Source organism: Methyloversatilis sp. S146-33, assembly GCF_059552495.1.
Map to the genome: position 1 here is coordinate 22349 of NZ_JCANOT010000023.1, position 12769 is coordinate 35117.

At 67.5% G+C, this 12769-nt stretch carries 14 protein-coding genes; 1 reads left to right on the forward strand and 13 read right to left on the reverse strand.

The window, feature by feature from the left end; all coding sequences use genetic code 11:
* Positions 1-5: 5 nt before the first annotated feature.
* From AC51BJ_RS07950 to AC51BJ_RS08010, 13 genes are all read right to left on the reverse strand, one after another.
* Entirely contained in the window at positions 6-977 is a 972-nt protein-coding gene (locus tag AC51BJ_RS07950; protein ID WP_496279861.1) for an electron transfer flavoprotein subunit alpha/FixB family protein, read from the reverse strand.
* An 11-nt stretch (positions 978-988) separates the two neighbouring features.
* Positions 989-1738 carry an electron transfer flavoprotein subunit beta/FixA family protein gene (locus tag AC51BJ_RS07955; RefSeq protein ID WP_496279862.1) on the reverse strand — a complete coding sequence of 250 codons (750 nt, stop codon included), beginning with the start codon at positions 1736-1738 and terminating at the stop codon, positions 989-991.
* Positions 1735-2031 carry a DUF971 domain-containing protein gene (locus AC51BJ_RS07960; protein ID WP_430434383.1) on the reverse strand — a complete coding sequence of 99 codons (297 nt, stop codon included), beginning with the start codon at positions 2029-2031 and terminating at the stop codon, positions 1735-1737. Before AC51BJ_RS07960 ends, AC51BJ_RS07955 begins: the two co-directional genes overlap by 4 nt.
* On the reverse strand, positions 2028-2906 hold the full coding sequence (locus AC51BJ_RS07965; protein ID WP_019917853.1) for an ABC transporter ATP-binding protein: 879 nt from the start codon (positions 2904-2906) through the stop codon (positions 2028-2030). Before AC51BJ_RS07965 ends, AC51BJ_RS07960 begins: the two co-directional genes overlap by 4 nt.
* A complete protein-coding gene (locus tag AC51BJ_RS07970; protein WP_496279863.1) occupies positions 2903-3871 on the reverse strand; it encodes an ABC transporter permease in 969 nt (322 codons plus the stop codon). Before AC51BJ_RS07970 ends, AC51BJ_RS07965 begins: the two co-directional genes overlap by 4 nt.
* Before the next feature lie 3 nt (positions 3872-3874).
* Positions 3875-5317, reverse strand: a complete 1443-nt coding sequence (locus AC51BJ_RS07975; RefSeq protein ID WP_430434386.1) for an ABC transporter substrate-binding protein — start codon at positions 5315-5317, stop codon at positions 3875-3877.
* Positions 5318-5391: 74 nt separating this feature from the next.
* Positions 5392-5721: a ferredoxin FdxA gene (gene fdxA, locus AC51BJ_RS07980; RefSeq protein WP_430434387.1), complete on the reverse strand. Its 330-nt coding sequence runs from the start codon at positions 5719-5721 to the stop codon at positions 5392-5394.
* A 10-nt stretch (positions 5722-5731) separates the two neighbouring features.
* The gene (locus AC51BJ_RS07985; protein WP_496279864.1) at positions 5732-6679 is read right to left on the reverse strand and encodes a HEAT repeat domain-containing protein; all 948 of its coding nucleotides are present in this window, start codon (positions 6677-6679) and stop codon (positions 5732-5734) included.
* Between the two features lie 10 nt (positions 6680-6689).
* Positions 6690-6923 (reverse strand): 4Fe-4S dicluster domain-containing protein, encoded by a 234-nt coding sequence (locus AC51BJ_RS07990; protein ID WP_019917845.1) that lies wholly within the window; start codon positions 6921-6923, stop codon positions 6690-6692.
* 31 nt (positions 6924-6954) lie between these two features.
* The gene (locus AC51BJ_RS07995; protein ID WP_496279865.1) at positions 6955-8685 is read right to left on the reverse strand and encodes a fumarate reductase/succinate dehydrogenase flavoprotein subunit; all 1731 of its coding nucleotides are present in this window, start codon (positions 8683-8685) and stop codon (positions 6955-6957) included.
* Between the two features lie 86 nt (positions 8686-8771).
* Positions 8772-9551 (reverse strand): GntR family transcriptional regulator, encoded by a 780-nt coding sequence (locus AC51BJ_RS08000; RefSeq protein WP_496279866.1) that lies wholly within the window; start codon positions 9549-9551, stop codon positions 8772-8774.
* A gap of 127 nt (positions 9552-9678) precedes the next feature.
* Entirely contained in the window at positions 9679-10509 is an 831-nt protein-coding gene (locus AC51BJ_RS08005; RefSeq protein ID WP_496279867.1) for a sulfite exporter TauE/SafE family protein, read from the reverse strand.
* Between the two features lie 228 nt (positions 10510-10737).
* Positions 10738-11748 carry a YeiH family protein gene (locus AC51BJ_RS08010; protein ID WP_496279868.1) on the reverse strand — a complete coding sequence of 337 codons (1011 nt, stop codon included), beginning with the start codon at positions 11746-11748 and terminating at the stop codon, positions 10738-10740.
* 100 nt (positions 11749-11848) lie between these two features.
* On the opposite strand from AC51BJ_RS08010, the gene AC51BJ_RS08015 reads away from it, so the two are divergent.
* Positions 11849-12754: a LysR substrate-binding domain-containing protein gene (locus AC51BJ_RS08015; protein ID WP_496279869.1), complete on the forward strand. Its 906-nt coding sequence runs from the start codon at positions 11849-11851 to the stop codon at positions 12752-12754.
* Positions 12755-12769 lie beyond the last annotated feature (15 nt).

The following is a 12769-nucleotide window of genomic DNA, read 5'->3' on the forward strand; positions in this document are numbered from 1 at the left end:
GCGCTTTAGGAGGAAAAATTACCCTCGCGCCCGCCGGCCAGCGCCCGCGTCAGCGCCGGCACGGCCTCGAAGATGTCTGCCACCAGCCCGTAGTCGGCAATGCCGAAGATGGGTGCGTCGGCGTCCTGGTTGATGGCGACGATGACACGCGAATCCTTCATACCGGCCACGTGCTGGATGGCGCCGGAAATGCCCACCGCGATGTACAGCTCGGGCGCGACGACGCGCCCGGTCTGGCCGACCTGGCTGTCATTGCCGACGAAGCCGGCATCGACCGCGGCGCGGCTGGCGCCGAGGGCGGCGTTCAAGGTGTCGGCCAGCGGTTCGAGCAGGCGGCGGAAGTTGTCGGCGCTGCCCAATGCGCGGCCGCCCGACACCACCACACGTGCGCTGCCCAGGTCCGGGCGTCCGCCCTGCACCTGCTGGCGCGCGATCAGACGCGAGCAGGCCGGATCGGTGGCAGCGGCCAGCGGCAGCACCGGGCAATCGCCGCCGGTGGGCGCCGCGGCAAACGCGGTCGCGCGCACGGTGAGCACCTTCAGCGCATCGAGCGATTGCACGGTGTCGAGCACGTTGCCGGCGTAGATCGGGCGCACGAAGGTATCGGACGATTCGATGCGCACGACGTCGGTGATCGGTGCCACACCCAGCCGCGCCGCCACCCGCGGCAGCAGGTTGCGGGCAAAGCCGCCGGCCGCCGCGACCACGTGCGTGTATTGATCCGCCGCACCGGCCAGCACCGCGCGCAGCAGTTCGGTCAGCGGCTCGGCCAGCTGATCGGCGTAGTGCGCGGCGTCGGCGTGCAGCACGCGGGCGACACCGGCGATCCGGCGCGCCTGTCCGGCCACGGCGTCGCAGTCATGACCGGCCACCAGCAGATCGATCTCGCCACCGCACTGCAGCGCCGCCGTGACCGCATGCAGCGTGACCGGGTGCAGCACGGCGTTGTCGTGCTCGGCAATCACCAGGGTTTTCATCGCATCTCTCCTCAGATCACCTGCGCCTCGGCGCGCAGGCGTTCCATCAGCTGGGCCACGCTGTCGACGCGCACGCCCGGTGTGCGCGCCGGCGGCGGCGCCATGTGCAGCGTGCGCAGGCGTGGCGCGACATCGACGCCCAGCGATTCGGGCATCACGCTGTCGACCGGCTTCTTCTTCGCCTTCATCAGATTGGGCAGCGACACGAAGCGCGGCTCGTTCAGGCGCAGGTCAGTGGTGAGCACCGCAGGCAGCGTCAGCGCCAGCACTTCGCTGCCGCCGTCGATCTCGCGCGTCACTTCGATGTGGCCGTCACCGGGCAGCAGTTTCGACGCGTTGGTCGCCTGCGGCCAGTCGAGCAGCGCGGCCAGCATCTGGCCGGTCTGGCCGGCGTCGTCGTCGATTGCCTGCTTGCCGCAGATCACCAGTTGCGGCTGCTCGCGCTCACACAACGCATGCAGCAGGCGGGCCACGGCCAGCGGTTGAAGTTCGGCCGCGGTATCGACCAGCAAGGCGCGGTCCGCCCCCATCGCGAGCGCGCTGCGCAGCGTGTCCTGACAGGCGGCGACGCCGCAGGACACGACCACCACCTCGGTGGCGACGCCGGCCTCCTTCAGCCGCACGGCCTCCTCCACCGCGATCTCGTCGAACGGGTTCATCGCCCGCTTGGCGCTGCCGATGTCGACATCGCTGCCATCGGCCAGCACGCGCACCTTCACGTTGTGATCGACCACGCGCTTCACCGCCACCAGCACCTTCATGACACGCCCTCCTCCAGCTCGCGCAGATAGGCCCACGGATAGATGCCGCGCCGGTGGCCGTCGGAGAACACGAGGTTCAGGCCGGCGTCCGCCATCGCGTGCGCTTCGGTAAGCACCACCCCGCTGCAATCCTCGGGGGCGGCGCCGGCGCGCGCCGCCTTCGTGCAGAAGGCGCAGCGGCAGCGCGCGCGCAGCAGCGCGTGCGGCAGCGCGCTCTCGCTGCCGTCGTTCCACTCGATGCGCAGCAGGCGCGACGCGCTGTGCACGGTGACCGACCGCGGCAGCGCGCTCACAGCATCGCTCCCACGCCCTCGGCGCCGACGTGCCAGTCGTGCCCGGCGAGTCCGCCCTCCTTCAGTTCTCCACCCATGGCGGCGAGGCTTTCTTCGCGGATGAGCGCCTTCAACTGGCGGTGCAACGCGAGGAAGGTGGGCGACGAGGTCATGTCGGGCGTGCGCGGGCGCGGCAGCGGCACCGGGATTTCCGCCTTGATGCGGCCGGGGCGCGCGGTCATCACGTAGATCTTGTCCGACAGGAAGATGGCTTCCTCGATGTCGTGCGTAATGAACAGCACCGACAGCTGCAGCTGCTGCCACATATTGGTCAGGATCTCCTGCATCACCACGCGGGTCTGCGAATCGAGCGCGCCGAAGGGCTCGTCCATCAGCATCACCTGCGGGCTGGTGGCCAGCGCGCGGACGATGCCGACGCGCTGCTTCATGCCGCCCGAAAGCTGGTCCGGATAGTGGTTCTCGAAGGACAGCAGGCCAGCCAGGCCGAGCAGCGTGCGCGCCTTCACTTCGCGCGTGCTGCGGCTCACGCCCTGCATCTTCAGGCCGAACTCGACGTTCTGCCGCACGCTGAGCCAGGGGAACAGCGAGTACTGCTGGAACACCACGCCGCGGTCGGCACCCGGCGCGGTGACGGCACGGCCATCGACCGTGACCGTGCCTTCGTCGGCGCGCAGGAAGCCGGCCACGATGTTCAGCAGCGTCGATTTGCCGCAGCCGGACGGTCCGACGATGGACACGAATTCGCCTGGCTTCACGTCCAGCGACACGTTCTTCACTGCGTCGAAGGGCACGCCGTTCTGCGTGAAGCGGATATTCACGTCGCGGATGTCGATGTGGCCGGTGGCCGATCGGGTCTGTACGGTCGATGCGTTCATCGCGAGTTCTCCTTTCCGCTGCTTGCCTGCCAGGGCATCAGCAGCCGGCCGAGCAGGCGGATGCCGCCGCTGCACACGAGGCCGAGCACGCCGATCACCAGCATGCCGATGACGATGTTCGAATACTCGATCAGCGAGTACGCCTCCCAGGTGAAGTAGCCGACGCCGTACTGACCGGAAATCATTTCCGCGGCGATCAGCGACACCCAGGCCACGCCCATGCCCACCGCCAGACCGGTGAAGATGTGCGGCATGGCGCCGCGCAGCACCACCTGCGTCATCAGCGCGAACTCGGTCGCACCGAGACAGCGCGCCGCCCGCACCAGCACCGCATCCATCGACGCCACGCCGTGCATGGTGTTGAGCAGGATGGGGAAGAAGGCGCCGATGAAGGTGATGAACACGATGCTGGTTTCGGTGGTCGGCCACAGCATGATGGAGATCGGCACCCAGGCGATGGCCGGGATCGGGCGCACGATTTCCATCGCCGGGAACAGCAGGCTGCGCACCCGGCGGTAACGCCCGATCAGCAACCCCAGCGTCACGCCGAGCACGGTGGCGATGGCGAAACCCAGCATGATGCGGCGCAGGCTCAGCATCACGTGCGTCGTGAAGCCCTTGTTGCCGAACAGGTTCATCGCATCGCCGAACACCTCGACCGGACCGGGCACGTTGGTGAAGCGGATGTAGAACACCCAGCGATAGGTGGTGGCCAGGTGCCAGAAGCCGATCAGCAGCACGATGGACAGGGCACCCAGCGCCCAGGTAGGCAGTTCGCGGCGCAGCGTGCGCCCCAGCCGCTGCGCCGGCGTCAGCCGGGGCGGTGCGGCGACGGCCGGGGCGGCGGGCGCCCCGCCGGGCACCGCGACCGGCGCCACCGCGCGCACCGGCGCGGGTACGTCGGCCGGCACGGCGTCCGGCGGGGCGGCGTCATCGATCGAGTGCATCCTCATGACGGTCGACATGGCTCACTTCCTCACGGTGGCGATGGCCAGTGCATCGGCGTAGCTGCCGAGCTTTCCGCCATGGGCGGCGGCATGCGCCTCGGCATCCTTCTTCAGCAGGAAGGGCGTGATGGCCGCACTTCCCTTGCCGCCCAGCGAGTAGAAGGCCTTGTCGGCGAACAGCTTGATCTTGAAGCTCTGGTCGAACACGAAGGCCACACCCACCTTCTTGCCCGCCTTGGTCGCCGCATTGACCGCCGCCAGCGTGCATTCGGCCGACTTGTAGGCGGTCAGCGCGCCGCCTTCGATCCACACCTCACCGGCTTCGCGCGGCTTGTCGATGCTGCCGCCGCACAGCGGGTCGGTCCCCGAGATTTCGTAACTGGCGAAGCTCGCCTTCTGCTTGGTGTAATCCAGCCCCAGTTCCTTGTAGGCCTGCATCAGGTAGGACTCGTCCACCCAGGCGTCGGCGTCGAACTCCTTCACCCGGCCCATGCGCTGCAGCACGCCGTGGTCGTACTTCACCGTCTCGACCCACTTCGGCTTGATGGTCGGATCCAGCGTATGCACGCCGCCCGGGCCGAGGAACATGTAGGCCACTTCCTTCTCGACCCGCGTCCACTCCTCGATCTTCGTCGCTGCCTCGACCGGGTTCTTGCGCACCCACTCGTTCGCCTCCATCAGCGCCTTGATGTAGGCGACGACGAACTCCGGATATTTCTTCGCGAAGTCCTCGCGCACGACGACGCCGTGGAAGGTGGGCACCTTGGTTTCGACGCCGTCGAAGATCTTGCGTGCGAAACCGCGGTAGGGCAGCAGCTCGGCGAAGGGCACGAAGTCGGCGTGACCGTCGATGCGCTTCTCCTGCAGGCTGGAGGTGCCGACTTCCGGGCTCTGGCTCGACAGTTCCCAGACATCGCTCTTCCAGCCCTTGTCCTCCATCGCCTTCAGCAGCATGCCGTGCGCGGCCGAGCCGAAGGGCACCGACACCTTCTTGCCCTTCAGGTCGGACAGCTGGTAATAGGGCGAATCCTTGTGCACCACGATGCCGTTGCCGGCACCGTCGGCGTTGTAGGCAATCAGTGCGATCAGCCGGCTCTTCGTTTCCGGGCTGGCCTGGAAGGTGGCGCCATTCACCAGCAGCGGATAGTCGCCCATCATGCCGATCTGCAGCGTGTTGGCCACCATGCCGTTGGTCACCGGCGGGCCAGAGGTGAAGTTCTGCCATTCGAACTTGAACTGGATGTCCTTGTACTTGCCGGTCTTCGGCAGGTGCTTTTCGAGCAGACCCAGTTCCTTGATGACGATGCCGCCGGTCACCGTATTGGTCGTCGTGTTCTGCGTGCCGATGCCGACGGTGACGACCTCGGCCAGTGCGCCCGTGGCACAGCTGCCCAGCGCTGCGCCGAGCAGCAATGCGCGGGTCGTGCCGGTGACGCGACCCAGGGTCTTCTTCATAACGTTCATGGCTTCACCTCTTCCTGTCAGTTCAATGAATGAATCGAAGATTTGCTGCGTGCTTGCGGTGTGCTGGGCGGCGCTCAGGCGCTCTCGAACAGGTAATGCCTCTTGTCCTTCACGTTGGCCCACTCGTCCGCCTCGGGCAGCGGATCGCGCGCCGCGGTGATCAGCGGCCATTCGGTGGCGAGGCGGGCGTTGATGGCCACGAACTCGATCTGGTCGGCCGGCAGATCCTCCTCGGCGAAGATCGCCTCGGCCGGACACTCCGGAACGCAGACGCCGCAGTCGATGCAGGCCGCGGGGTCGATGACGAGAAATTCCGGCCCTTCGTGAAAGCACTCGACCGGACAGACCGACACGCAGTCGGTGTACTTGCAGCGCACGCAGGCTTCGGTGACGACGAAGGTCATGGTGTTCTCCCTATTTCTGGGCCAGAGAAATGGCGGTCAGCGCGAGGCGCGACAGCTTGCGCACGTCCGGGTCGGCGTCGTCGAGCGCCTTTTCCAGCGCCGGAATGGCGCGCGGGTCGGCCAGTTCGCCGAGGGCGATGGCCGCTTCCTTGCGCAGATTGCCCATCGGGTGGGCCAGCGCCTCGACCAGCGCCGGCAGCGCCGCCGCGGCCTTCAGCAGACCGAGGCTGCGCGCCGCCTTGACGCGCACCTGCCAGTACTCGTCCTGCATCGCGCGGATCAGGTCGGGCGCGGCCAGCGCGAGCCGCAGCTTGCCCAGCGTCTGCGCCGCCTCGTCGCGCACCATCCAGGCGACGTCGGTCAGTGCACGCGTCAGCGACGGCAGCACGCTCACTTCGCTCGAATAGCCGATGGCACCGATGGCGATGCGCCGCACTTCCGGGTCGGGGTCGCGCGCCGCGATCTCGGCCAGCGCACCGACCGCTTCGGGTTTGCGCAGATAGCCCAGCACGCCGACCGCCTCGCGCCGCACCGCAGGGTCGCTGTCCTGCAGCGCCTCCATCGCCGGTGCGAAGGCGGCATCGACCCGCAGCGCGCGTACCGCGCGCAGCGCCAGCATGCGCACTTCGGCCGTGTGGCCGCTGAGGAAGGGAATCAGCGGCGCGGCGGAGGCGCTTTCCTTCAGCTCCGACAGCACTTCGCCGGCGGCTGCCCGCACCGCCGCGTCGGCGTCGAGCAGCATCGGTGCCAGCGCCTCGACCACCTCGGCGTCCTCGTAGCCCTCGAGCGCACGCACCGCCTCGGTCCGCACGGTGGCGTCGGCGTCCTTCAGCCGCGGCAGCAGCAGCGGCACGATGTCGTCCTCGTCGCCGTAGGGCAGGTCGATCACCGCCAGCCGGCGCACTTCGGCGTCGGGGCTCTCCAGGCGCTCGGCCATGGAACAGGTCAGGGTATCCATCGTCGGCTCCTCAGCGCAGCAGATAGGGAATCGACACGCTGACCGCACCGGTCGGGCAGTCGGTTTCGCACGGCAGGCAGTACCAGCACTCGTCGAACTTCATGAAGGCCTTCTTGGTGAGCATGTCGATGGCGAGCACGTCGAGCGGGCAGACGTCGACGCACACCGTGCAGCCTTTCTCCGCGATGCATTTGTCGTTGTCGACACTTACCGGCACCTGGGTCGGCGTAGCAGCGATGGTCATGGCGAACTCCTTGATGGATGTGTCGGTGGAATCAGGCGGCTTCGGCGTTGCGGGCGACGCGCAGGCGCTGGTAGGCGCTGCGTTCCTCTTCGTCGATCGGCACGATGTAGGGCTCGATCGGCTTCTTGCGCATCTGCATGCGGCCGTCCTCGCCCTTGCTCAGCAGCGTGTGGCAGAACCAGTTCTCGTCGTCGCGCTCGGGGTGATCGACGAAGTAGTGGTAGAGGCCCCAGCGGCTTTCGGTGCGGAACAGCGAGGCGCGCGCGGCCATCTCGGCGCAGTCGAGAATGGAATGCGCTTCCATCGCGCGCATCAGTTCGTGCGGGTTGGCGGCGAACATCGCTTCGGTGTCTTCGCGGATCTCGTCGAAGCGGCGCAGCGCGATTTCGTACTTGCGGGTGATCTTGGGCGGCTGCAGGTAGTCGTTCACCAGCCGGCGCGTCTTGTATTCGATCTGGAAGGGCGTGAGGCCGTCGGTGCGACCGAGCGGCGCCAGGATGCGCGCCTCCTCCGCCGCGACGTCGCCAGCGCTGACCGCACCCAGTCCGTGCTCGGCGCAGTAGGCGGCAGCGTTCTCGCCACACAGCCGGCCGTAGACGAAGGCGCCCAGCATGTAGTTGTGCGGCACGCTGGCGCAGTCGCCGGCGGCGTAAAGCCCCGGCACCGAAGTCGCGCCACGCGCGTCGGTATGAATGCCGGACGCGCTGTGGCCGCTGCAGAAGCCGATTTCCGAGATGTGCATCTCGACCATCTGCTTGCGGTAGTCGTTGCCGCGCTTTTCGTGGAAGCGGCCGCGGCTCGGGCGTTCGTTGGTGTGCAGGATGTGCTCGATCTCGCTGATGGTCTCCTCGGCGAGGTGGTCGAGCTTGAGGAAGACAGGACCGTTGCCGCCTTCCAGTTCGTTGTAGAACTCCATCATCATCTGGCCGCTCCAGTAGTCGCACTCGATGAAGCGCTCGCCCTTGGAGTTGGCGGTGAAGCCGCCGAACGGACCGGTCACGTAGGCACAGGCCGGACCGTTGTAGTCCTTGATCAGCGGATTGATCTGGAAGCACTCGAGATTGGCCAGGTCGGCGCCGGCGTGATAGGCCATCGCGTGACCGTCGCCGCAGTTGGTCGGGTTCTCGTAGGTGCCCATCAGGTAGCCGGAGGCGGGCAGACCGATGCGGCCGGCCGCGCCGGTGCTGAGCACCGCCGCCTTGGTGCGGATGACATAGACGTCGGCGGTGCGGCAGTCGAAGCCCATCACCGCCACCACCTCACCGCTTTCGCCGGTCAGCACACGGGTGACGACGACGCGGTTGGTCACCTCGACGCGCGCCTTCTTCAGCTGGCGGTAGAGGATCTTCTTCATGTGGTGGCCTTCGGGCATCGGCAGCACGTAACTGCCCAGGTGATGCACCTTGCGCACCGCGTAGTCGCCGGTTTCGTCCTTCTCGAACTTGACGCCCCAGCGGTCCAGTTCGTTGATCATGTCGAAGCTGTTGGCGGCGTAGGCCATCACCGCTTCCTGGTCGACGATGCCGTCGTTGGCGATGGTGATTTCCTTGACGTACTGCTCCGGCGTCGCGTGGCCGGGAATGACGGCGTTGTTGAGGCCGTCCATGCCCATCGAGATGGCGCCCGAGCGCTTCACGTTGGCCTTGTCGATCAGCAGTACGCGCAGCTTGGGGTTCTTCTCCTTGGCCTTGACTGCGGCCATCGGGCCGCCGGTACCACCGCCGATGACGACGAGGTCGAATTCCATGTCGATGCGTTTCATGTTCTCTCCTTGATTTGGGGCTGCACTGTCGCGCCGTGGCGCGCCGTTGCGAACGAAGAATTCCTGCGTTGCTTTCCAGCGGTGGATCAACTTCGGTCTATGCGCAGGCGGTACTGGAAGGCATCGCCGCGGTAGTAGAGGAATTCGAAATCGATGGGCCGGTCGTCGGCCCAGGTCAGGCGTTCGATGCGCAGCAGCGGCGACGCTTCGGCGATGTCGAGATGACGGGCCAGCGACTCGTCGGCGGAGATCGCCTCGATCTGCACGTCGGCGTGCGTGAGGTTGCGGCCGAGGTCGTTTTCGAGAATGACGAAGATGTCCCGCGTGGCCAGGTCTTCCTGGGTCAGCCGTTCGCCGATGTCCGGCGGGAAGTAGCTCACGTCGACCGAGATCGGTTCGCGGTTCAGGTAGCGCAGGCGCTGTATTTCGAACACCGGCGCTTCCGGCTTCAGCTGCAGTCGCTGCGCCACCACGGCGCTGGCGGCGACCTGTTTCGCGCTGAGCAGCAGCGAGTAGGTTTCGTAGCCGGAGGTGGACATCGCCTCGCCGAAACCCTGCAGCCGCGACAGGCTCTGGAAGGCCTTGGGCTTGGCGACGAAGCTGCCTTTGCCCATGACCTTGAAGATGAGCCCCTCCTTCTGCAGGTCGCCCAGTGCCTGCCGTATGGTGATGCGGCTGACATCGAATGCCGACATCATCTGGCTCTCCGACGGCATCTGCGAATGCGGCGGGTAACTGCCGTCGAGAATGCGCCGGCGCAGGATTTCGCGGATCTGCGTGTACAGCGGCATCTGCGATACCGGTGACAGCGCGTCCTCGACCTCCGCCGCGCCCGGGGGCGCGATCTGCTTGCGGTGGGGTGCCATGTTCGAGCTCCTGTTCAAGAACCTGTTATGACGGGTCATGTCATGCAAAGTCAGTGCCAATTTTTTCGCTCCGCACAACATGTTCAGAAATCTTTGATTTGACTGTGCTTTTCGTCGAGCAGCCGGTTCAGCACAGGCGGTCTTGCGCACCGCATTGCTGCACCGCCACAGTGCCCTGCACCAGCGCGACCGCATGCACCGGCCAGGCCGCCAGCGCGCCGGTCGCCATCAGCAGGCACAGCACGACGCGACGGAAATGACGCGGATCCAGTCCGCGGTAGAGCCGTTCGCCGAGCAGCCCGCCGCCGTGAAAAAGTGGCGCCAGCAGCAGCCCCTGCAGCAGCAGCGACAGGCCGAACATGCCCGACAGCACGATGGCGATCAGCGCCAGCGGGTAGAGGCATCCGAAATAGACGAGGAAGCTGGCGCGCGCCCGGTGACTGTCGGTCTCGACGCCCAGCAGATAGAGGATGGCCGGCGGTCCGCCCACACCGCCGAAGCCGGTCAGCACGCCACTGAACAGACCCGCAGAGATCGAGCCCGCCCGACTGCGGCCGCGCACCAGACGGGCGCCGGTCAGCAGCACCGCAGCACTGGCGATCACCGCGACGCCAATCACCTGGCCGAACAGCCGCGCCGGCAGCACGCTGACCAGCCACAGACCGAGCGGGATGCCGGCACAGGCCGCACCGAGCATCGGCAGCAGCACCCGGTGATCGACCAGCCGGCGCACCGACGGCGCCAGCGCGTGCGTCAGTGGCAGCGCGTTCAGCAGCGTCACGATGCACAGCGTGTCGCGCGCCGAAGCCACCGTGGAGAGCAGCGGCGCCATCAGCAGCGCTGCGCCGAAGCCGGTCATGCCGCGCAGCACGCCGCCGGCGATCACCGCGCCGGCAATCACCGCCCAGCTCGCGAGCGCGCGCTCCGGCCACAGCGTGTTCAGCAGCGAAGCATCCAATCGGTTCTCCCCGGCGGGACGGACCGCCTGCGAATTCGGCAGCGTCTGCACCCAACCTGTCATGACAGGTCATGTCGAGCAAAAGCCGGACCAGCTCGCGCACACGCAGCGCGCTGGTAGTCAAACCCGTTGCCGTCGAGGTTTCCGTCAGGAGGTGACGGCTCTTGCGCGGCGCCACCACGGTCCGGCGCGGTGCGCATGCCTCGGCGACGCCCTGCTTGCGTGCGTTCATGCCAGTGCTCCGAGGCTGACGAGACCGAAGCCGGCAAGCAGCAGCCACAGCCACAGCAGCGCGGCCAGTGCCCACACACGCCAGCCCGCATGCGCCATGTCGGCCAGCCGGGTGTTGGCGCCGAGCGCCGCCAGACCGATCGCCAGCAGCGCCTGCGCGGCTTCCGCACCGGCCGCATGCAGCCACAGCGGCAGCCACCCCGACGCATTGAGCGCCATCATCGCGACGAAGCCGTAGAGGAAAAGCGGCACGCCGGGGCTGCGCAAGGCCGCCGTGTCACCGCTGCGCAGTCCGGCGGCGATCAGCATCACCACCGGCGCCAGCAGCATCACGCGCATCATCTTCTCGACCAGCGCGCTGGCGGCCGCCTCAGGTCCGGCCGCGGCAGCGCCGGCGACGACATGGCCCAGTTCGTGTACCGAGAGGCCGACCCAGAGGCCGAAGGACTGGTCGCTCAAACCACTGAGCGGTCGCAGCAGCGGCAACAGATACATGCCCAGCGTGCCGAACACGACCACCGCCAGCACGGCCGCCGACACATGGCGGGCGCGCGCCCCGATCACGCTGTCGGCGGCGGCCACCGCCGCCGCACCGCAGATCGCGCTGCCGCAGCCGATCAGCACCGCCGCCTGGGTGTCGAGACCGAGCCGACGGCCCAACGCCAGTGCCAGCGCCAGCGTGCTCAGCACGATGATCAGCGCCATCGCCAGCCCGCTCCAGCCCACGCTGCCCAGTTCGTCGATGCCGATGCGCAGACCGTACAGCGCGATGCCGGCGCGCATCAGCGTGCCGCGCGCCAGACGGAATCCGTCGGCGCCGCGCGTCGGCAGCGCGGGCCACAGATTGCCGACCACGATGCCCAGCGCCACCGCCAGCGGCAGCCAACCGAAGCCGTGCGCCGTTACGCCCGGCACCGCAGACAGCGCCGCCGCGGCAGCCGCAACGGCCACCGACGCGACAAGGCCGGTCGGCAGGCTGGAAGCAGTGAGGGCGGTGGTCGAATTCATGGATGCGTCGCGGGCTGCAGGAAAGTGAGTGCAGCGTAAGCGGCGCGCCATTCATTCTTCTATATCATGCAAATCACTGATCGATTACCTTGGGTAATGCATGAACCTGCATCTTCTGCGCATCTACGTGAAGGTCGTCGAGGTCCAGAGCTTTTCGCGCGCAGCGGAGGCGCTGGACATCACGCAGCCCGCCGTGTCGAAAGCGGTGCGCGAACTCGAATCCCAGCTCGAAACGGTGCTGCTGGACCGCCGCGGCAAGACCTTCCGGCCGAGTGAATCGGGTCGGGCACTCTATGAATACGGGCGCAGCATCCTGGCACTCGAACGCGAGGCGACCGAAACCATCCGCGCCTACAGTTCGCTCGAACGCGGGCGGCTCACGATAGGCGCCAGCACCACCATCGCCACCTACTGGCTGCCGTCCTTCCTGGTCGATTTCCACGCCCGCCACCCTCAGGTCGAACTGCAGGTGATCAGCGGCAACACCCGGCAGATCGCCGACCTGCTGCTCGATTGCCGGGTCGACGTGGCGCTGGTCGAAGGCGACGTGGACGACGCGCGGTTGAACCGCCGCATCTGGCGGCGCGACGAGATGGTCATCATCGCGCCACGCGACGCCGAACTGCCGCCAGGTGGCGCGCTGCGCCCGGCCGATCTGGCCGACCACAGCTGGATCGTGCGCGAACGCGGTTCCGGCAGCCGTGCCGCCACCGACCGCGTGCTCGACGAAATGGGCCTGACGCCGGCGCGCACGATAGAGGTGGGCAGCAACGAAGCCATCGTGCAGACAGTCGCCGCCGGCCGCGGTCTGGGCATGGTGCCGCGCATCTGCGCCCGCGACCAGCTGGCGCTTGGCCGCATCCGCCGGCTGCATCCGGGCGGCGCCGCGATCCAGCGCACGCTCTACCGCATCCGCCTGCCCGAGCGCCCGATCAGCCCCGCCGCCCTCGCCTTCGAGGCGCTGATCGCGGACACGCACACGGCCACGGACCCGGCGTCCGAGTGAACATCACGGCCCCGA

Coding starts and splice junctions, on each gene's coding strand:
- AC51BJ_RS07970 (WP_496279863.1), bottom strand. CDS start 3,871: ATGTCGACCGTCATGAGGATGCACTCGATCGATGACGCCGCCCCGCCG.
- AC51BJ_RS07965 (WP_019917853.1), bottom strand. CDS start 2,906: ATGAACGCATCGACCGTACAGACCCGATCGGCCACCGGCCACATCGAC.
- AC51BJ_RS07950 (WP_496279861.1), bottom strand. CDS start 977: ATGAAAACCCTGGTGATTGCCGAGCACGACAACGCCGTGCTGCACCCG.
- AC51BJ_RS07975 (WP_430434386.1), bottom strand. CDS start 5,317: ATGAACGTTATGAAGAAGACCCTGGGTCGCGTCACCGGCACGACCCGC.
- AC51BJ_RS08015 (WP_496279869.1), top strand. CDS start 11,849: ATGAACCTGCATCTTCTGCGCATCTACGTGAAGGTCGTCGAGGTCCAG.
- AC51BJ_RS07985 (WP_496279864.1), bottom strand. CDS start 6,679: ATGGATACCCTGACCTGTTCCATGGCCGAGCGCCTGGAGAGCCCCGAC.
- AC51BJ_RS07955 (WP_496279862.1), bottom strand. CDS start 1,738: ATGAAGGTGCTGGTGGCGGTGAAGCGCGTGGTCGATCACAACGTGAAG.
- AC51BJ_RS07995 (WP_496279865.1), bottom strand. CDS start 8,685: ATGAAACGCATCGACATGGAATTCGACCTCGTCGTCATCGGCGGTGGT.
- AC51BJ_RS08000 (WP_496279866.1), bottom strand. CDS start 9,551: ATGGCACCCCACCGCAAGCAGATCGCGCCCCCGGGCGCGGCGGAGGTC.
- AC51BJ_RS07990 (WP_019917845.1), bottom strand. CDS start 6,923: ATGACCATCGCTGCTACGCCGACCCAGGTGCCGGTAAGTGTCGACAAC.
- AC51BJ_RS08010 (WP_496279868.1), bottom strand. CDS start 11,748: ATGAATTCGACCACCGCCCTCACTGCTTCCAGCCTGCCGACCGGCCTT.
- fdxA (WP_430434387.1), bottom strand. CDS start 5,721: ATGACCTTCGTCGTCACCGAAGCCTGCGTGCGCTGCAAGTACACCGAC.